This window comes from Frigoribacterium sp. Leaf164 (assembly GCF_001423665.1).
GTDB lineage: Bacteria > Actinomycetota > Actinomycetes > Actinomycetales > Microbacteriaceae > Frigoribacterium > Frigoribacterium endophyticum.
Genome location: NZ_LMOX01000001.1, coordinates 1,247,141 through 1,266,251, shown reverse-complemented (window position 1 = coordinate 1,266,251; position 19,111 = coordinate 1,247,141). Strand labels below are relative to the sequence as shown.

General features: G+C 72.5%; 12 protein-coding genes, 1 other RNA gene and 3 pseudogenes. 5 read left to right on the top strand and 11 right to left on the bottom strand.

Annotation, left to right across the window (positions count from 1 at the left end):
* Positions 1–7 precede the first annotated feature (7 nt).
* Positions 8–1,543 (top strand): 2-oxoglutarate dehydrogenase, E2 component, dihydrolipoamide succinyltransferase, encoded by a 1,536-nt coding sequence (gene sucB, locus ASF82_RS05680; RefSeq protein ID WP_056054507.1) that lies wholly within the window; start codon positions 8–10, stop codon positions 1,541–1,543.
* Between the two features lie 12 nt (positions 1,544–1,555).
* Here sucB and ASF82_RS05675 read toward each other — a convergent pair whose 3' ends face one another.
* Positions 1,556–2,938 carry a hypothetical protein gene (locus ASF82_RS05675; protein ID WP_056054505.1) on the bottom strand — a complete coding sequence of 461 codons (1,383 nt, stop codon included), beginning with the start codon at positions 2,936–2,938 and terminating at the stop codon, positions 1,556–1,558.
* A gap of 133 nt (positions 2,939–3,071) precedes the next feature.
* Between ASF82_RS05675 and ASF82_RS05670 the strand changes: the two are divergent.
* Positions 3,072–3,747 (top strand): annotated as a pseudogene (locus ASF82_RS05670) (DUF4191 family protein); the annotation flags it as partial.
* Between the two features lie 142 nt (positions 3,748–3,889).
* Here the strand turns inward: ASF82_RS05670 and ASF82_RS16070 are convergent.
* Positions 3,890–4,098: pseudogene (locus tag ASF82_RS16070) on the bottom strand (RDD family protein); the annotation flags it as partial.
* Between the two features lie 385 nt (positions 4,099–4,483).
* Between ASF82_RS16070 and glnA the strand changes: the two are divergent.
* Positions 4,484–5,908 (top strand): type I glutamate--ammonia ligase, encoded by a 1,425-nt coding sequence (glnA, locus tag ASF82_RS05665; RefSeq protein ID WP_056054503.1) that lies wholly within the window; start codon positions 4,484–4,486, stop codon positions 5,906–5,908.
* A 155-nt stretch (positions 5,909–6,063) separates the two neighbouring features.
* Here the strand turns inward: glnA and ASF82_RS05660 are convergent, their stop codons facing one another.
* From ASF82_RS05660 to ASF82_RS15525, 6 genes are all read right to left on the bottom strand, one after another.
* Positions 6,064–7,488: a UDP-glucose/GDP-mannose dehydrogenase family protein gene (locus tag ASF82_RS05660; RefSeq protein ID WP_056054500.1), complete on the bottom strand. Its 1,425-nt coding sequence runs from the start codon at positions 7,486–7,488 to the stop codon at positions 6,064–6,066.
* A gap of 58 nt (positions 7,489–7,546) precedes the next feature.
* Positions 7,547–9,109, bottom strand: coding sequence for a glycoside hydrolase family 26 protein (locus tag ASF82_RS05655; RefSeq protein ID WP_056054497.1), 1,563 nt, complete (start codon positions 9,107–9,109; stop codon positions 7,547–7,549).
* Positions 9,102–10,745 (bottom strand): glycosyltransferase, encoded by a 1,644-nt coding sequence (locus ASF82_RS05650; protein WP_156369927.1) that lies wholly within the window; start codon positions 10,743–10,745, stop codon positions 9,102–9,104. The genes ASF82_RS05655 and ASF82_RS05650 overlap by 8 nt, the downstream gene beginning before the upstream one ends.
* Before the next feature lie 501 nt (positions 10,746–11,246).
* On the bottom strand, positions 11,247–14,192 hold the full coding sequence (locus ASF82_RS05645) for a bifunctional [glutamine synthetase] adenylyltransferase/[glutamine synthetase]-adenylyl-L-tyrosine phosphorylase (protein ID WP_056054489.1): 2,946 nt from the start codon (positions 14,190–14,192) through the stop codon (positions 11,247–11,249).
* Positions 14,193–14,222: 30 nt separating this feature from the next.
* Positions 14,223–15,560, bottom strand: coding sequence for a glutamine synthetase family protein (locus ASF82_RS05640; RefSeq protein ID WP_056054486.1), 1,338 nt, complete (start codon positions 15,558–15,560; stop codon positions 14,223–14,225).
* A 66-nt stretch (positions 15,561–15,626) separates the two neighbouring features.
* Complete coding sequence (locus tag ASF82_RS15525) at positions 15,627–15,800, bottom strand: hypothetical protein (protein WP_056054483.1); 174 nt, start codon at positions 15,798–15,800, stop codon at positions 15,627–15,629.
* Between the two features lie 92 nt (positions 15,801–15,892).
* Here ASF82_RS15525 and map point away from each other — a divergent pair, with 92 nt between their 5' ends.
* Together map and ppgK are read left to right on the top strand one after the other, a co-directional pair.
* A complete protein-coding gene (gene map, locus ASF82_RS05630; protein ID WP_056055875.1) occupies positions 15,893–16,756 on the top strand; it encodes a type I methionyl aminopeptidase in 864 nt (287 codons plus the stop codon).
* Between the two features lie 38 nt (positions 16,757–16,794).
* The gene (ppgK, locus tag ASF82_RS05625) at positions 16,795–17,562 is read left to right on the top strand and encodes a polyphosphate--glucose phosphotransferase (RefSeq protein ID WP_056054479.1); all 768 of its coding nucleotides are present in this window, start codon (positions 16,795–16,797) and stop codon (positions 17,560–17,562) included.
* A 112-nt stretch (positions 17,563–17,674) separates the two neighbouring features.
* Here the strand turns inward: ppgK and rnpB are convergent.
* The 3 genes and pseudogenes from rnpB to ASF82_RS16060 all read right to left on the bottom strand — a co-directional run.
* An RNA gene (rnpB, locus tag ASF82_RS07620) (RNase P RNA component class A) lies at positions 17,675–18,057 on the bottom strand.
* Between the two features lie 70 nt (positions 18,058–18,127).
* Entirely contained in the window at positions 18,128–18,868 is a 741-nt protein-coding gene (locus ASF82_RS05620) for a zinc ribbon domain-containing protein (protein WP_235491167.1), read from the bottom strand.
* 65 nt (positions 18,869–18,933) lie between these two features.
* Positions 18,934–19,111: pseudogene (locus tag ASF82_RS16060) on the bottom strand (Nif3-like dinuclear metal center hexameric protein); the annotation flags it as partial.

Here is a 19,111-nt window from a genome sequence, read left to right as displayed (position 1 = left end):
TCCACGCATGAGCGAATCCGTCAACCTCCCGGCACTCGGGGAGAGTGTCACCGAGGGCACGGTCACCCGATGGTTGAAGAACGTCGGCGACCGGGTCGAGGTCGACGAGCCCCTGCTCGAGGTCTCGACCGACAAGGTCGACACCGAGATCCCGTCGCCGGTCGCCGGCGTCGTCGAGGAGATCCTCGTCCAGGAGGACGAGACGGTCGAGGTCGGCACGGCGCTGGTGCGCATCGGTGACGGCAGCGGCTCCTCCGACGGCGGCTCCGCCCCCGAGTCGGCGCCCGCCGAGGCCGAGCAGCAGCCCGAGCCCGAGTCGGAGACGGAGGAGACCGTCGTCTCGTCGTCGAACGCTCCCGCTCCTGGCGAGGAGGCCCCCGCGGCTCCCCTCGCCCCGGCGGACGAGGTCGACCCGGCGCCCGCCGCGTCGGACGACGCGCCCGCCCAGCCGGGGGCGACCGATGCGTCGGCTCCCGTCCCCGCACCCTCCGCCCCGGTGGCCGCTCCCGCCGCCGTGCCGGCCGCGGTGCCCGCCGCCGCTCCGGCTCCGGCAGCGCCGGAAGCCAGCCCCGCGCCGGCCGCCGCCCCGTCGGCCGCTCCCGCCGCCGAGTCCGCCTCGAGCAGCTCCGCTCCGACGGGCTACGTCACCCCCCTCGTGCGCAAGCTCGCCAACGAGAAGGGCGTCGACATCAGCACGCTCAGCGGCAGCGGCGTCGGCGGACGCATCCGCAAGGAGGACGTGCTCGCCGCCGCCGAGGCCGCCTCGGCCGCGGCGTCGGCCCCGGCGTCGTCGGGCGCCGCGGCTCCCGCCCCCGTCGAGGTCTCGCCGCTCCGCGGCACGACCGTCCCGATGACCCGCCTCCGCAAGGTCGTCGCCGAGCGCGCCGTCCAGTCGATGCAGGCGATGGCCCAGCTCACCAGCGTGGTCGAGGTCGACGTGACCGCCGTGGCCTCCTTCCGGGACGCCCACAAGGCCGAGTTCCTGGAGAAGACCGGCAACAAGCTGTCGTTCCTCCCGTTCTTCACCCTCGCGGCGGCGGAGGCCCTCAAGGCCCACCCGAAGCTCAACGCGACCGTCGACGGCGACTCGATCGTCTACCCGGACCACGAGAACGTCAGCATGGCCGTCGACACGGAGCGCGGCCTGCTCACGCCCGTCATCAAGAACGCCTCGGAGCTCGACCTGGCCGGCATCGCCGCCCAGATCGCCGACCTCGCCCAGCGGACGCGCGACAACAAGCTGAAGCCCGACGAGCTCGCCGGCGGCACCTTCACGGTCACGAACACGGGGTCGCGCGGCGCGCTGTTCGACACCCCGGTGGTGTTCCTGCCGCAGGTCGCCATCCTCGGCACCGGCATCGTGGTCAAGCGCCCCGTCGTCGTCAAGGCCGCCGGGGGCGAGGCCATCGCGGTCCGCTCCATGGTGTACCTCGCCCTGTCGTACGACCACCGCATCGTCGACGGCGCTGACGCCGCCCGCTTCCTCGTCGCGGTCAAGGACCGCCTCGAGGCGGGCGACTTCGCCTCCGTGCTCGGCATCTAGCCCGGTCGCCCGTCACCGGCGGGCGACCACCTCGCGGAGCCGCCAACCGGCCTCGGTCCTGACCACCAGGACCGAGGCCGGTTCGTCGTCGGCCCCGCGGGCGTCGAGGAGCACCGTCTCGCCCAGTCGCTGCACCTCGCCGTCGACCGCCGTCGGGACGAGTGCCCCTCCCGCCGCCCCGGGGTCGTCCAGCAGCTGCGCGTCTCGCGCCGCGACCGGTGAGCCCGGCTGGTCGACGGCCGCGAGGCACGAGGGCGTGACGTCGGCGAGACAGCGTTCCCGAGCCTCAAGGAGCACCCGGGCCGCGGCGACGGCGTCCTCCCCCGTGGTCACGACGTCGTCGTCGCCCGGGGCCGGCCCGTCGCCACCCCGGGGGGTCGTCGGCGGCCGCCCGGGAGGAGAGGTCGCCCCAGCATCACCGGCGTCCGCTGCCGGGGCGGGTGTCGGGGAAGGGCCGGCCGCGCCCCCGCCGTCCGTCGCGACGGCGGTGCCGCCGTCGACGGACCCTCCCGGCGCCGAGAGCAGGAGGGCGATCACGACCGACGCCGCCACGACGCCGCCCAGGAGCCAGAACCGGGGCCTCACCGCCGCGACGCGCGCCCGGACGGAGGTCTCGCGACGCGCGGCGAGCCAGTCGAGGGCCGCGTCGACCACCGCCGCCTCCGGCAGCGCGGCCGCCCACGCGGGGCGCGGCGGACCCGCCAGAGCGGACCAGTCGACCTCGTCGCCCCGGGTCGCGTCGTCCGTCTCCGCCGCCGCCGACGGCAGGGGCAGCGGGGCCGCGAGGTCGTGCACGGCCTCCACGACGGCGTCGAGGTCGTCCGCTGCCGCCAGGGCCGTGAGCAAGGGCGACGAGCCCTCCTCGAGGTGCCCCGCCACGAGCTCGACGAGACCCCGCGAGGCGGCGGCCGCCGACGCACGGGCCGCCGCGACGTCCGCCGTCGCGCCCGCCGTGCGCAGGCGCCGCAGCAGCGGTGCGCCGCGGTCGTCCAGGACGACGTCGGCGAGGTGGGGGCGGTCGACGACGAGTCCCGTCGCGGCCGCGCGCTCCAGCACCGCGAGGAGAGGCACCGCCAGGGTGACCAGCTCCCCCGGCGCCAGGGGCCCCCGGCCCGCGAGCCACGACGGGAGGGGGACGAGGTCGCCGTCGGGCACGACCACCACCAAGCGCCCGTCGGGCTCGTGCAGGACGTCGACGGCGGGCAGCAGGTGGGCGTGCCGCACCGGGGCGGTCCGGGCGAGCTCCGCCTGCACGCTCGCTCCGTGCGGGCCGGCCTGCGCCGGCCGCAGGAGGCCGACCGGCAGCCCGTCCGGCCCCGTCGCGCGGAGGACCTCGAGGCCGTCGTGCTCGTCTCGGGCGTGGACGTCGTAGGGGCCGGTGCGGGAGCTGCTCACCCGGAGAGCGTGCCCGGTGCCGGGCCCGGCCCCGCGACTCCCCGGGGTGCCCTGTGGACGGGCCCGCCCCGGGCGGAGGCCGGGAGGACCGACCGGGCCGCCGTGCGCACGCCCGTCCCGTATCCTGGTCGACATGGCACGACGCTCCGAGAACCCGACCCCCAAGCCGCCCAAGGAACCGGGTCGGTTCAAGCAGATGTGGCAGGTCTTCCAGATGACCCGCCGCTACGACTCCCAGGCGCTGCCGCTGATGCTCGCGGCGCTGCTCGTGCCGGTGGTGCTCGGCGTCGTCGCGGCCCTGCTGCTCTCGGGCGGCAACGTGCTCGCGCTCGTGCTGTACATCATCGTCGGGCTCATGCTCGGCGTCCTCCTGCTGCTCATCGTCCTCGGGCGACGTGCCGAGAAGGCCGCGTACTCGCAGATCGAGGGCCAGCCGGGCGCCGTCGGCGCCGTCATGAAGAGCGGCCTCCGCCGCTCGTGGCGTGCGGCCGAGATGCCCGTCGCCGTGCAGGGCCGCACCCAGGCCGCCGTCTACCGGGCCGTGGGCAAGGGCGGCGTCGTCCTCATCGCCGAGGGCGCCGCGGCCCAGACCAAGAAGCTCGTCGACGAGGAGCGCCGCAAGGTCGCCCGCATCCTCCCGAACGTCGCCGTGACCGTGCTGCACGTCGGCCCCGACGCCGACGCCGTCCCGCTGCACAAGCTCGCCGGGCGCATGAACAAGGTCAAGTCGACCCTGAACCGCAACGAGGTGCTGGCGGTCAGCAACCGCCTCCAGTCGCTCGGCAAGAACGGCCTGCCCATCCCCAAGGNGCGTCGACCCGTTCAAGGTCCGCTCCGGCCGACCGCGCTGACCGACCGCCCCGCACGACGACGGCGCCGCTCCCCTCGGGGGCGGCGCCGTCGTCGTGTCGAGCGGCACCCACCGGACCGGGCGGGCCCGCGCGGGCGGCGTCAGACGCGGACGAGCACCGTGCCGGCGATGCGGTCGTGGAGGCCGCGCTGGTCGAGGTCCCACACCACGGCGGGGACGACGAGGGCGACCAGGAGCGTGCGGACCAGCGGGCGCCAGAGACCGACCGCTCCCCCACGCATCGGCACGAGGCGCATGCCCAGGGCGAGGTGGCCCGGAGTGCCCCCGAGGGTGACCAGGAAGAGCGCCTNNGCACGACGACGAACACGGCGGTGATGGCGAGGCCCTCACCGTCGAAGAACGCGTACGCGATGACAGAGGCGAGCGCCCAGTCGATCACCAGGCCGCCGACCCGGCGCCCGAGGCGCGCGATCGACCGCGGCCCCTCGCGCGGCAGGCCGAGACGCTGGCCCGGCCACTCCTGGCGGCCGTCGGAGCCGCCCTGGCCGGAGGGCGCGGCGGGCTCGGACGGAGGTCGGCGGATGGAGTCGGGCATGGCGTCGAGCCTACCGACCGGCACATGCGTAACATGCCGGAAACACGAGGGACACCGCAGCGAAACCCCTCGCCCATACCGTCGTCAGTGGCTGCGTCCCGCTGGCCGATCCGTTCCACACCATTGGAGAGACATCTAGATGTTCACTGATTCTTCCGAGGTGCTGAAGTTCATCAAGGACACCGACGTCAAGTTCCTCGACATCCGGTTCACCGACCTCCCCGGCGTCCAGCAGCACTTCAACATCCCCGCCTCCACGGTCGACGAGGAGTTCTTCTCCGTCGGGCAGCTCTTCGACGGATCGTCCATCCGTGGCTTCGCCTCGATCCACGAGTCGGACATGCAGCTCATCCCCGACGTCACGACCGGCTACGTGGACCCCTTCCGGGCCGAGCGCACGCTCATCCTGGTCTTCGACATCTTCAACCCGCGGAACGGCGAGCTCTACAGCCGCGACCCCCGCCAGGTCGCGAAGAAGGCCGAGAAGTACCTCGCCTCGACCGGCATCGCCGACACGGCGTTCTTCGCGCCCGAGGCCGAGTTCTACATCTTCGACGACGTCCGCTACGAGGTCACGCAGAACGCGAGCTTCTACAGCGTCGACTCCGAGGAGGGCGCCTGGAACACCGGTCGCGTCGAGGAGGGCGGCAACCTCGCCAACAAGACGGCCTACAAGGGCGGCTACTTCCCCGTCAGCCCCGTCGACAAGACGGCCGACCTCCGCGACGACATCAGCCTCAAGCTGATCGACTCCGGGCTCGAGCTCGAGCGCGCGCACCACGAGGTCGGCACGGGCGGCCAGCAGGAGATCAACTACAAGTTCGACACGATGGTCCACGCGGCGGACGACATCCTGAAGTTCAAGTACATCGTCAAGAACACCGCCGAGCAGTGGGGCAAGGTCGCGACCTTCATGCCCAAGCCGCTCTTCGGCGACAACGGGTCGGGCATGCACACCCACCAGTCGCTCTGGAGCGACGGCAAGCCCCTCTTCTACGACGAGAACGGCTACGGCGGTCTCTCCGACGTCGCGCGCTGGTACATCGGCGGCCTGCTCAAGCACGCTCCGGCGGTGCTCGCCTTCACCAATCCGTCGATCAACTCGTACCACCGCCTGATCCCCGGCTTCGAGGCCCCCGTCAACCTGGTCTACTCGGCCGGCAACCGGTCCGCGGCGATCCGCATCCCGATCACGGGCACGAACCCGAAGGCCAAGCGCATCGAGTTCCGCGTCCCCGACGCGGCCTCGAACCCGTACCTCGCGTTCGCCGCCCAGCTGATGGCGGGCCTCGACGGCATCCAGAACCGGATCGAGCCGCACGAGCCCGTCGACAAGGACCTCTACGAGCTGCCCCCGGAGGAGGCGAAGAACATCCCCCAGGTGCCCGCCTCGCTCGACGCGGCCCTGCTCGCGCTCGAGGCCGACCACGAGTTCCTCACCAAGGGCAACGTGTTCACCGAGGACCTCATCGAGACCTGGATCGCGTACAAGCGCGACAAGGAGATCCTGCCCATGGCGCAGCGTCCCCACCCGTTCGAGTTCGAGATGTACTTCGGCGTCTAGCTCACGAGCGTTCTCCGCGGAGGCCCGCACCCCCTGGGGTGCGGGCCTCCCGTCGTTCCCCAGCCCGTGTCGCCACCCGGCGCACCGGCCGGGGGCACGCGGACGGGCCGCCCTCCCGGAGGAGGACGGCCCGTGATCGCCGTGCGGCGGCTGGCTCAGGCCGGGATCGCCACCGGCGACAGCGCCTGGCGACGCGCGGGGACACGACGGCTGCCGAGCGGCCGGACCTCCCAGCCGGCGCTCGCCCAGACCTCGGCGTCGAGCGCGTTCCGGGCGTCGATCACGACGGGGTTGGCGGCCAGCTGCGCGAGGGGCAGCGGCTCGGCCCCGACGAACTCGGGCCACTCGGTCAGCAGGAGGACGGCGTCGGCGTCGGTCACCGCCTCCTCGATGCTGTCCGCGAACGACAGCGTGGGGAAGCTGCGCTGGGCCGTCTGCGTCGCCTCGGGGTCGACGACGAGCACCTGCGCACCGCGCAGGTGCAGCGCCGCGGCGACGTTGAGGGCGGGCGAGTCGCGGACGTCGTCGGTGTGCGGCTTGAAGGCCGCGCCGAGGACGGCGATCCGGCGGTTGAGCACGGAGCCGCCGCAGGCGTCGATGGCCTGGTCGATGACGCGCTGGCGCTGGGCCATGTTGATCTCGTCGACCTGCTGCATCAGGCCCACCGCGCGGTGGGCGCCGAGCTCGTTGGCCCGGAACATCAGGGCGCGGATGTCCTTGGGCAGGCAGCCCCCGCCGAAGCCGAGGCCGGCGTTGAGGAACTTGCGGCCGATGCGGTCGTCGAAGCCCAGCGCGTCGGCGAGCGTCGACACGTCGGCGCCGGCGGCCTCGCAGAGCTCGGAGATGGCGTTGATGAACGAGATCTTCGTCGCCAGGAAGGCGTTGGCGCTGACCTTCACCAGCTCGGCCGTCGGCAGGTCGCACGAGATGACCGGCGTACCGGTCGAGATGGGCTCGGCGTAGACGGCCCGCAGCACGGCCTCCGAGCGGCTGTCGGTGCCCCCGAAGACGATGCGGTCGGGGCGCAGGGTGTCCTCGACGGCGTGGCCCTCGCGGAGGAACTCGGGGTTCCAGACGACGTCGGCCGAGATGCCCGCGGGCAGGACGCCCGCGACGATCTCTCGGAGCCGCGCCGCCGTGCCCACGGGCACGGTCGACTTGCCGACGATGAGGCCGTCGTGGCTCAGCGAGCGGGCCACGGCCCGGGTCGCCTCCTCCACGTAGGTCAGGTTCGCCGCGTGGCTCCCGCGCCGCTGGGGCGTGCCCACGCAGATGAAGTGGACGTCGCTGAGGGCGACGGCCTCGGCGAGGTCGGTGGTGAACACCAGCCGGCCGGAGTCGACGTGCTTGACGATCAGCTCGGGCAGGCCGGGCTCGAAGAACGGGACGCGGCCCTGGGCCAGCGCCTCCACCTTCGAGGGGTCGGTGTCGACGCCGATCACGTCGAAGCCCATCTCCGCCATGGCGGCCGCGTGGGTGGCGCCGAGGTAGCCGGTGCCGATGACGCTGATGCGCGGCCGGGCGGAGTCGGCGGAGGTGACGGGGGCGTCGCTGTCGAAGGGGGTGAGGTCGTCGGTCATGATGCGCTCCTGAGGATGGTGGGGGCTGCAGGGAGGGAGGAGGGACGGGCGGGGCCGGTCACGGGAGGGTCCGGAGGTCGAAGCCCGTGTCGCGCCGGGCGATGCCCTCACGGAAGGCCGTGATCGAGTCCTGTCGGGAGACGATTCGCCAGTCGTTGGTCAGGTACGACCCGGACGCGACGGTGGTCGCCGTGAGGTTGAACCAGGCGAAGCCGACGATGTCGTCGTTCGCCGGGTCGGCCAGGGTGTCGAACAGCGAGTCGATCCAGCGCGGCTTCTGGGCGGCCTTCGTCGTGCCCAGCTCGGCCGCGCCGATCTCGGCGAGGACGATCGGCTTGTCGGTGATGGCCCGCAGGTAGCCGAGGGTCTTGCCGAAGGTGCCGTCGAAGTCGCCGGTCTGCGGCGTCTCGGCGTTGCTGCGGAGGTAGCCGGTCATGCCGACCCAGTCGACGTAGTCGTCGCCGGGGTACAGGCTCGCGGTGTACTCGAGCGTGCGGTTCTTGGTCGGCACGCCCTCCACGCGGGTGGGAGCCCAGACCCAGGCGACGAGGTCGTTCGCCCCCTCGCGCTCGAAGACGTCGTGCACGTGGCGCCACATCTCTCGGTACTGGCCGGGAGTGTTGTTGTTGACGCCCTCGTCCCACGGGTACCAGTTGCCGTTCATCTCGTGGTCGAGACGGATGGCGAGGGGCAGCCCGGTGGTCTTGATGTCCTGGGCGTACTTCGTCAGGTACGCGTCGAACTCGCCGTCGATGATCTTGCCGAGCTCGTAGTCGGGGTCGACGACCTGGTCGTTGGCCGCCTTCAGCGGGCGCGACTCCCAGGTGAGGAAGGGCAGGTCGCCCTTGGCCCACGCCCGGGTGACCGCGTTCGGGTCGAAGTCCTGGTCCCAGCCCTGGAAGTACCCCGCCATGTTCGGCTGCGCGCCGACCTTGCTGCTGACGTCGTCGAACTCGGACCAGCTGAAGGGCGACTGCGTCGTGTAGAGGCCGAAGTAGCGCGACTCGGGCTGGATGATGCTCGCCAGCGACGGCGCCGTGACGGGCTGGGGGGCCGCCGGGGTCCCGCTGCCGGTGCCGGAGCCCGAGCCGCTGCCGCTGCCGCTGCCGCTGCCGGAGCCCTTGCCCCCCGACCCCGTCGCGCCCTTGGCGCCCGAGAAGGCGGCGGCGCCGCCGGACCCGCCGGCTGCCGACCCTGCGGCCGTCGATCCGCCGTCGGCCGCGGCCTGCGCCTGGTCGAGGGCGCTCTGCGCCGAGGCGAGCTTCGCCTGCGCCGCGGTCAGCTGCCCCTCGGAGGTCCAGGCCTGCTGCTGCACGTCGGCCAGGGCGGTCTTGCTGTCGGCCAGCTGCGCCTTGGCGCTCACCAGCTGGTCGAGCAGGGCCGACCGGTCGGCCTTCAGCTCGGCGACGTCGGACGGCGAGGCGCCCACGGCGGTCTGCACCGCGCTGCGCACGGCGTTGTCGGACGGGGAGATCCAGATCAGCCACGAGATCATGGCGAGCAGGACGACGACGGCGGTGGCGCCGAGGCCCGTGCGGCGGGCGTTGCCGTGGGACTGCGCCCACCAGGCTCCCGACTGCACGTGCGCCGGGGCGACGAACTTCTGTGCGGACTCAGACAATGAAGAGCACCTCCAGGGCGAGGATGACGGCACCGATCAGGTACGGGAAGCCGGCTTTGGGGTTGAGGCGACGACGGGGAGGCGCGGCCACGCGGGCCGGGGAGGTCGCCTCCGCCAGCGCGGTCGCCGTGCTGGTCGTGACGGCGTCGCCGGGGCGGGCGTCCACGGCCGTCTCCGCGCGGTGGCTGCGCACCATGACCGCGCCGCGGTCACCGTCGCGCACCGTGGTGGAGTCGCCGGTCGGGCCGGCCGTCGAGGTGGACGGTCCGAAGTCGAACAGGGTGTCGACGCCGGGGTCGGCCTCGCCCCGGAACTCGCGCTCCAGCACGTCGAGGGAGTCGTCGGCCCCCACGGACTGGACCTGGGCCTGCACGGCGTCGTCCGCCGCGCCTCCCCCGTAGGCACCGGCACGGGTGCCCCAGCCGCTCGCGTGGCCCATGCGGAAGAAGCCGATGACCCGGATGGGCATCAGGAAGAACGTCGACACGATGATGAAGACGGGCAGGCGGAAGAAGTCCGAGGGCTTCTCGGCGAGGTGGCGCATCTGGCGGATCGCCATGCTCAGCACGGAGGAGAGCACCATCAGCACGATGATGCTGATGAGCCCGGTCGAGACGCCGTACTCGGCGAGGATGCCGCGGTAGAGGTTGACGCCCTGGCCGGTGATGCCGCGGTAGACCCAGCCGCCGATGACGCCCATGAGCATGAACGGCAGGATGATGTCCATCGCGAAGAAGAAGGCGAGCATCGGAGCGTGGCCGAGCATCCACGGCATCATCCGGAAGGTGTTGTACTGGCTGCCGCGGGCCCAGCGGAGCTGCTGTTTGAAGAGCTTCTTCACCTGCAGGGGCGCGTCGGTGTAGACGAGGCTCGTGTGCTGGTAGACGGTGCGGTAGCCCTCCTTGAGCGTGAGGTTCGTCAGGGTGCGGTCGTCGCTCACCTCGAGGAAGACGCCCATGAACTTCTCGGTCATGAACTTGTCCATGACCCGCTCGAGGATGACGCGGCGGAAGGCGATGGTGCGGCCGGGGAGGCAGCCGATCTGGCCGAGCACGCTCTGGGCGGGCATCGAGTACAGGGCCCGCGAGTTCTCGAGCCAGTCCGCCCAGCGGGTGATCCAGCTGCGCTCGGGCTCGAGGATGCGCTGACGGGTGGTGACGCCGCCGACGTTGGCCTCGGAGAAGGGGCGGACGAGCTCGGAGAGCGTGCCCGGCGTCCAGACGGTGTCGGAGTCGACGAGCACCGTGATGTCGCCGCGGCTCAGCTCGGTGCCGATCATGACGGCGTTGCGCTTGCCGGGGATGGGCGTGTGCACCCAGCGCACGAGGGGCGCGTACTCGTCGCAGACCGCGGCGAGGTCGGGGTTCGGGGCGCCGTTGATGACGACGATGATCTCGCCGGGCGCCTGCTCGACCATGCGGCCGATGACGTCGCGGAAGAGGTCGAGGGGCTCGTCGACCACGGGGACGACGACGCTGGTCGTGCCGGTGAACTCGCCCGTCGAGGGGCGGTACCGGCGGGAGAGGACCACCTTGACGATCCACAGGACCCAGATGAGGGCCGAGTACACCGCGAACAGGTAGACCTCGGGGTAGCCGCCCGCCATGGAACGGATCTGAAGGATGAAAGTCAACACGATGGCCGCCTCGGAAGATGGGGGAACAGGGGGTGGCGTCCGCGTCGTCGGGGAACCTGGGTGTCGGGTGAGGCAATCTTCAGTCACCCTGCGGGTGCTCACAAGCCGTCACCTCTTCGGGGGCGTGCTCTCACCCCGTGGGGTACGGCACTTGTCCTCCCTCTGGTGTCAGGCGAAATGCCGACACCGGTCAGCGACACGGCTGGTGCCCCCTGAACGACGGCCGTCGCCTCCCTCAGGGCTCGATGAGAGCCCGCCTCACGATCGGCGACAAGCCCCCTGGACAGGGTTTTCTGCCGGATGGACTGACGCACCGAGAGCGAGCACCCGTGAACCTGAGAAGGACCTGTCAGACACAGGCCGTGCTCCTGTCGGCCACGAGCCCGAAACACGCCGGTCATCTCGGTCGGGGTACATCGGGTGATATCGGGGTACGCAGCGATCACCCGCGACGAATTCGTGCCTCACCCGCCGAGATCTGCATCCCGGGCGTGTCGTGCCTCAGCCCGTGGGGGTGGGAGCCTCGTCGAGGCCGTAGAAGCCCCGCTCGAAGACGGCCCGGGCTCGTCGGGTGGCGGCGAGGTAGTCCTCCTCGAGCCGAGTCGCCGACCCGGGCGGGTACTCCATCAGCCGCGCCACGCCCTCGAGCTGACGACGGTCGGTCGGCAGGACGTCGGACGTCCGCGACGTCCAGAGGACGCCGGCCGAGCGCGCGCGGGAGGCGATCACCCAGGCGTCGTGCAGCTTGCGGGCGTCCTCCGCCGAGACCAGCCCGGCCTCCTCCGCCGCCGCCAGGGCGTCGAGCGTCGAGGTCGTGCGGAGGGCGGGCACGGCGTGGGCGTGCTGCAGCTGGAGCAGCTGCACGAACCACTCGACGTCGCTCAGCGACCCCCGCCCGAGCTTGAGGTGCCGGGACGGCTCGGCGCCGCGGGGCAGCCTCTCGGCCTCGACGCGCGCCTTGATGCGCTTGACCTCCCGCACCTCCTGCTCGGAGAGCTCCGCGGGGTACCTCACCGTGTCGGCGACGGCCGTGAAGTCACGGCGCAGCGCCTCGTCGCCGGCCACGGCGCGGGCCCGCAGCAGCGACTGCGCCTCCCACGTGAGCGACCACCGGTCGTAGTAGGCCCGGTAGGAGGTCAACGACCGCACCACGGGCCCGCTGCTGCCCTCCGGGCGCAGGCCGGCGTCGAGGTCGAGGGGCACGAGGGAGTCGGCGGTCAGGCGGTTCAGCTCCGCCACGACGCGGACGGCCCGGCGGTGCGCGGTCTCGTCGCCGTCCGGGGCCCGGTAGACGTAGAGCACGTCCGCGTCTGAGCCGAAGCCGAGCTCCCGGCCTCCGTAGCGCCCCATGGCCACGACGGCGAACTCGATGTCGCCCGCGTCGCGCCGCGCGAGGGCGAGCGCGCCCGTGATGGCGGCCGTGGTCACGTCGGTGAGGCCGGCCGCCAGCTCGTCGATCGTCATCAGGCCGAGGATGCCGCCGATGGCGAGGCGGAGGACCTCGCGTCGGCGGGCGTTCCTCAGGACCGCGGCCCCCGCCTCCGGGGTGTCGTGGCGGGCCAGGGTCGCGTGCGTCTCGTCGAGCAGGCTGGGGAGGCTGCGCGGGCGCAGCTCGTCGTCGTTCTCGAACCAGACCGCGGCCTCGGGGGTGCGCTCGAGGAGGTCCGCCACGAAGCGCGACGTCGACAGGACGGTGGTGAGCCGGTGCGCCGCCCCGGAGGAGTCGCGGAGCATGCGGAGGAACCAGTAGGACTCCCCCAGCCCGTCGCTGAGGCGACGGAAGGCGAGGAGGCCCAGGTCGGGGTCGGTGCCGTCGGCGAACCACTGCAGCATCGCCGGCAGGAGGTGGCGCTGGATGCTCGCGCGGCGGGAGACGCCCCCCGTGAGGGCCGCGATGTGCCCCAGCGCTCCCCGCGGGTCGGCGAAGCCGATGGCCGCGAGCCTCGCGGCGGCCTGGTCGGTGCTGAGCGCGAGCTCCTCCTCCGGCCGCGCCGCGACGGCGGAGAGCAGGGGGCGGTAGAACAGGCGCTCGTGGAGGGTGCGCACCCGTCGCTTGACGCCCTGCCACGCCTCGACGAGCTCGCGCGCCGAGCCGGCCAGGCCGGTGCCGCGGGCGAGGGCGCGGAGGTCGTCGTCGTCGGTCGGCATGAGGTGCGTGCGGCGCAGGCGGGAGAGCTGGATGCGGTGCTCGAGCAGCCGCAGGACGCGGTAGTCGCGGTCGAACTCGGCCGCCTCGGCCCGCCCGACGTAGCCCCGGCGGGCGAGGGCAGACAGGGCCGCGAGGGTCGACCGCTCCCGGACGCCGTCGTCGGCCTGGCCGTGCACGAGCTGGAGCAGCTGGATCGTGAACTCGACGTCGCGGAGGCCCCCGGGGCCGAGCTTGAGCTGACGGTCGACCTCGTCGGCGGGGATGAGGTCGGTGACGCGCTCGCGCATCCGCTGCACCGACTCGACGAAGGCCTCGCGGGAGGCCGCGGACCAGACGAAGGGCGCGATGCGCTCGACGTAGCGCTCGCCCAGCTCGCGGTCGCCGGCGATCGGCCGGGCCTTGAGCAGCGCCTGGAACTCCCACCCCCGGGCCCAGCGGTCGTAGTACGCCACGTGCGAGTCGAGGGTGCGGACGAGCGCGCCGTCCTTGCCCTCGGGGCGGAGGTTCGCGTCGACCTCCCAGAGCTCGGGCTCGATCGACAGGTCGGAGACCGCGCGCACGGCGTGGACCGCGAGGCGGGTGGCGATCTCGACGGCCCGGCCCGGCTCGAGCCCGTCGGCGCCCTCGGCGACGTACACGACGTCGACGTCGCTGAGGTAGTTGAGCTCGCGGGCGCCCGTCTTGCCCATGCCGATGACGGTGAAGCGCGTGCGGGCCACGTCGTCGGCGGGGAAGGGCACCTCGCGCCGGGCGACGTCGACAGCGGCCTCGAGGGCGGCGCCGGCGAGGTCGGCGAGGGCGGCGGCCACCTCGGGCAGGACGGCGACCGGGTCGGCCGACTCGAGGTCCCAGGCCGACAGCCGCAGGAGGTGGTGGCGGTACCGGCGACGGAGCGCGACCGCGGCGTCGTCGCCCACCAGCCCGGCGACGACGGCGAGGAGGTCGCCGACGTACTCCTCCGGTGAGGGAGGCGCGGTGAGGGGCACGAGGAGGCCCGCGAGTTCGTCCGGTCGTCGCGTCAGGAACTCCGCGAGGCCCGACGACGCCCCGAGCACGCGCACCAGGCGGGGCCCGGCTCCGCCGTCGAGGAGCCGGGAGACACCGTCGGCGTCGCGCTCGACGAGCCGCTCGAGGTGCCGGAGGGCCGCGTCGGGGTCGGGAGCGCGGGCGAACGACGCGACCAGCGACTCCGCCCGGGGCTCCCCGGAGACCAGCCGCTCGATGCGGTCACGGGCCTCCCGCAGCTCCGCGAAGCCCAGCCGGGCGAGCTCGGACAGTCCGGTGCTCGGGCGGGTCATGACGGTCGGGCGCGCGGGGTGCGGCGCGGGCTAGAGGATCTCGAGGTTCGAGCGCAGTTCGTAGGGGGTGACCTGGGCCCGGTAGGCCTTCCACTCCTGGCGCTTGTTGAGCAGCACGTAGTTGAAGACCTGCTCGCCCAGCGTCTCGGCGACGAGCTCGCTGTCCTCCATGATCGAGAGGGCGTGGTCGAGGCTGGCGGGGAGCTGCTTGTAGCCCAGCGCACGGCGCTCGGCGTCGCTCATGCCCCAGACGTTGTCCTCCGCCTCGGTCGGCAGCTCGTAGCCCTCCTCGATGCCCTTGAGGCCGGCGGCCAGCATGAGCGAGAAGGCGAGGTACGGGTTCGCCGCCGAGTCGATCGCGCGGTACTCGACGCGGCTCGAGTTGCCCTTGTTCGGCTTGTAGAGCGGCACGCGCACGAGGGCGCTGCGGTTGTTGTGGCCCCACGTGACGAAGCTCGGGGCCTCGTCGCCGCCCCAGAGGCGCTTGTAGCTGTTCACGAACTGGTTCGTGACGGCCGTGATCTCGGGGGCGTGCTTGAGCAGGCCGGCGATGAACTGACGCCCGATGCGGGAGAGCTGGTACTCCGCGCCCGCCTCGTAGAAGGCGTTCGAGTCGCCCTCGAAGAGCGACATGTGGGTGTGCATGCCCGAGCCGGGGTGCTGGCTGAAGGGCTTCGGCATGAACGTCGCGTAGACGCCCTGCTCGATGGCCACCTCCTTGATGACCGTGCGGAAGGTCATGATGTTGTCGGCCGTCGTCAGCGCGTCGGCGTAGCGGAGGTCGATCTCGTTCTGGCCGGGGCCGGCCTCGTGGTGGCTGAACTCCACCGAGATGCCCAGGTCTTCGAGCATGCGCACCGAGCGACGACGGAAGTCGTGGGCGGTGCCGCCGGGCACGTTGTCGAAGTAGCCGGCCGAGTCGACCGGCTGGGGGCCCTCCGGGCCGTGCTGGGCGCTCTTGAGGAGGTAGAACTCCACCTCGGGGTGCGTGTAGAAGGTGAAGCCCCGGTCACCGGCGCGGGCGAGCGTCCGCTTCAGGACGTTGCGCGGGTCGGCGACGGCCGGCTGCCCGTCGGGCGTCGTGATGTCGCAGAACATGCGGGCCGTCGGGTCGATCTCGCCCCGCCAGGGCAGGATCTGGAACGTCGTCGGGTCGGGCTGCGCGAGGACGTCGGCCTCGTAGGAGCGGGTGAGCCCCTCGATCGCCGAGCCGTCGAAGCCGATCCCCTCGGCGAACGCCCCCTCGACCTCGGCCGGCGCGATGGCCACCGACTTGAGGGTGCCGATCACGTCGGTGAACCAGAGGCGGATGAACTTGATGCCCCGCTCTTCGATGGTCCGAAGAACGAAGTCTGTCTGCTTGTCCATGCACGGCCTTTCTGCTCGACGACCAGGCTAGTGGACGGGACGCGCGCCGCGGGGGCGCGGGCCCGGTCAGTCGTCGGCGGCGTCCTCGGCGTCGAGGCGGGCGTTGCGCTCCGTGATCGTCTGGATCGCACGCTCCGCCTCCTCACGGGTGGCGTACGGGCCGGCGCGGTCGACGGCCGGCGAGACCTTGCCCTCCTCGACCTCGTGGGTGGTGATGTTGTACCAGTACTCGGGTGCCATGGCAGCAGGCTACCTCCGGGGCCCGGCCCCGGGGCCGCCGAGGGCCCGCCGGGTGCGCCCCGCGGACGACGTCTCCCCCTAAGGTGGACGACATGCCTCGGGACTCCCACGGACACCTGACCCCGGGCCGGATCTCAGCGCAGCGTCCGGTCCCCGCGTCGATCCCTCGACCGGAGTACGTGGGCAAGGCCGGTCCTGCGCCCTACACGGGCGGCGACGTGTACGACGCCCCGACCGTCGAGCTCATCCGCGAGAGCGGCCGGATCGCCTCGCAGGCCATCGACGCCGTGGAAGCGGCCCTCCGCCCCGGCGTCACCACCGACGAGCTCGACCGGGTCGCCCACGAGTTCCTCGTCGCGCACGGCGCCTACCCCTCGACCCTGGGCTACCGCGGCTTCCCGAAGTCGATCTGCACCTCGCTCAACGAGGTGATCTGCCACGGCATCCCCGACGACACGACCCTCGTCGAGGGCGACCTGCTCAACGTCGACGTCACCGCGTTCAAGGACGGCGTCCACGGCGACCTCAACCGCACGATGATCGTCGGCGAGGCGCCCCAGGCCACGGTCGACCTCGTCGACCGGACGCGGGAGGCCCTGCGTCGGGGAATCAAGGCCGTCGCGCCGGGCCGGCAGGTGAACGTCATCGGCCGCGCGATCGAGTCCTACGCCGCGCGCTTCGGCTACGGCGTCGTCCGCGACTACACCGGCCACGGCGTGGGCCGTGCGTTCCACTCCGGCCTGGTCATCCCCCACTACGACGCCCCGCAGTACGACGACGTCATGACCCCCGGCATGGTCTTCACCATCGAGCCGATGCTGACGCTCGGCGGCGTCGAGGCCGACATCTGGCCCGACGACTGGACGGTCACGACCCGCGACCGGTCGCTCACGGCGCAGTTCGAGCACACCCTCGTCGTCACCGAGCGCGGCGCCGACGTGCTCACCCTCAGCTGACCCCAACTCCGACACACTCCCCTAGGAAGGTTCCACCCGTGGCACAGAAGGCAGTGGGCATCGACATCGGCGGCACCGGCATCAAGGGGGCGATCGTCGACGTCGAGTCGGGCGAGCTGCTCACCGACCGCCTCAAGAAGCCGACCCCGGCCGGCGGCGAGCCCGACGACATCGTGGCCGTCGTCAAGCAGATCGTCGAGGAGCTCGGCGTCGACGACCTCGACGTGCCCGTCGGCGTCTGCTTCCCCGCCGCGATCATGGACGGCAAGACGCTCTCGGCCGCGAACGTGTCGAAGAAGTGGATCGACTTCGAGGCCGAGCGCCTCTTCGAGACCACCCTCGGGCGCGACATCCACTTCGTCAACGACGCCGACGCGGCGGGCTACGCCGAGACGCGCTACGGCGCGGCGAAGGGAGTCCCGGGGCTGGTGGTCATGACGACGCTGGGCACCGGCATCGGCACCGCGCTCATCAACGACGGCGTCCTCATCGTCAACGCCGAGCTCGGCCACCTCGAGATCGGCGGCAAGGACTACGAGACGAAGGCCTCGTTCGCCGCCAAGGAACGCGACGAGCTGAGCTGGAAGCACTGGGCCAAGCGCCTGCAGAAGTACTACTCGCACCTCGAGGCCCTGCTCTACCCGCGGCTCATCATCGTCGGCGGCGGCGTCTCGAAGCACCACCAGGAGTTCCTCCCCCTGCTCGACCTCCGGGCCGAGATCGTGCCGGCCGTGCTCCGCAACAACGCGGGCATCCTCGGCGCGGCGGCCCTCGCGGCGTCGTCGCGGCCCACGACCGCGGTCTGAACCGACGACGGCCCGGGGCGGCGACCGCCCGGGCCGACCGTCGTCACGACGTGACGGAGGCCCGGGTGCGGGAGGCGTGCCTCCTGCACCCGGGCCTCCTGTCGGTCTGGGGCGGATGGGCCGGCTGATACGCCGGGTTCTGTCCCGGTGCCGAGGCACCATGGACGGCCATCTATCTCGGGACTACGTTGCCGCAGCCCTCCAGCGGTCTACCCGAGGACTCGGCGAGCCACCTCGACGTCCTCTGTCTGACCTTGCTCCGGGCGAGGTTTGCCTAGCCGGTCGGTCACCCGAACCGCTGGTGGTCTCTTACACCACCGTTTCACCCTCACCGCGGCCCCGTCTCACGACGTGACCGAGGCGGTCTGCTCTCTGTTGCACTGTCTCGCGGGTCGCCCCGGGTGGGTGTTGCCCACCGCCCTGCTCTGTGGAGCCCGGACGTTCCTCGGCGGTCGGGAGCGAGCCCCCGACCGACGCGACCGTCTTGCCGACCCATCCGCCCTGCCACTGTAGCGCGCGCCGGCGGGGCGCCGAGCCGGTGCCGGCCCCCGTGCCCCGGAGAGGCCTAGATCCCGGACTCGTTCGTGCGCACGAGGACGGCGTTGCTGTCGGGGCAGAGCACGACGTCGTACGCGCTGGCGGAGCGCACGGCGGCCAGGTCGCTGCCGGTCAGGGTGACCCCGCTGGCGCTCGAGACGCCGCCGCGCAGGAGGGAGGCACCGATGCCGTACCGGCGACGCTGCGTCTCGTAGAGGTCGAGCAGGTCGGCCGGCACCTTCTCGGCGAGCGTGGTGCGGTCGGCCTCGACCTGACGGCGCTCGATCTCGAGCTCGCCGAGCTTGGCGTCGCGCGTGCTCCGGGCGTCGGCCCGGCGGACCTCGAGCTGGTCGAGCTCCTCGTGGGTGACCGTGGCGACGGCGCCGAGGCTCTCGACGCGCTCCATCACCTCGAGCTGCATGTCCTCCAGGTCGGAGCCCCGCTTCGCGAGGGCGGCGAGCTCCGCCTCGAGCGCCTGGACGTCCTTGACGGACGAGGTGCTCGCGAGCCGCTGCCGGTCGCGGGCGACGCGGGCCTCGACGACCGCCACGTCGGACTCGACGCGGCGGAGCTCGGCCTGCGCGTCCTCCCAGGCGCCCTGCTCCGACGCCATGCGGCTGCGGAGGCGGTGGGCGTCGCAGTCGACCGTCGCGAGGACGGCGATCTCGGGGAGGTTCGCGGCACGGTGCGCGAGCTGCTGCAGGGTGGTGTCGAGCTTCTGGAGGTCGAGCAGCAGGGCCTGGTCGGCGGGGCTGGCTTGCAACGGCACGGGGACTTCTTTCATCAGGGGCGGAACGGGGCGGGCGCCGGGGCGCCCGGGCGGGTCGGCGGCGGCTACTGCACGACCGCGAAGTCCCAGGGGTCGGTGCGGAGGTCGCTCAGGGTGACCTCGACGTCGTCGAGCTCGCGTCGGAGCTGCTCCGCGGCGGTGTCGAGCCAGAGCCACTCGCTCGCCCAGTGCGACACGTCGACGAGGGCGGGCCCGTGGCCGAGGCGCATCAGGTCGCGGGCG

Excerpts from the sequence above, each read along its gene's own strand:
- ASF82_RS05645 (WP_056054489.1), bottom strand. The coding sequence starts at position 14,192 with ATGACCCGCCCGAGCACCGGACTGTCCGAGCTCGCCCGGCTGGGCTTC.
- glnA (WP_056054503.1), top strand. The coding sequence starts at position 4,484 with ATGTTCACTGATTCTTCCGAGGTGCTGAAGTTCATCAAGGACACCGAC.
- ASF82_RS15525 (WP_056054483.1), bottom strand. The coding sequence starts at position 15,800 with ATGGCACCCGAGTACTGGTACAACATCACCACCCACGAGGTCGAGGAG.
- ASF82_RS05640 (WP_056054486.1), bottom strand. The coding sequence starts at position 15,560 with ATGGACAAGCAGACAGACTTCGTTCTTCGGACCATCGAAGAGCGGGGC.
- sucB (WP_056054507.1), top strand. The coding sequence starts at position 8 with ATGAGCGAATCCGTCAACCTCCCGGCACTCGGGGAGAGTGTCACCGAG.
- map (WP_056055875.1), top strand. The coding sequence starts at position 15,893 with ATGCCTCGGGACTCCCACGGACACCTGACCCCGGGCCGGATCTCAGCG.
- ASF82_RS05660 (WP_056054500.1), bottom strand. The coding sequence starts at position 7,488 with ATGACCGACGACCTCACCCCCTTCGACAGCGACGCCCCCGTCACCTCC.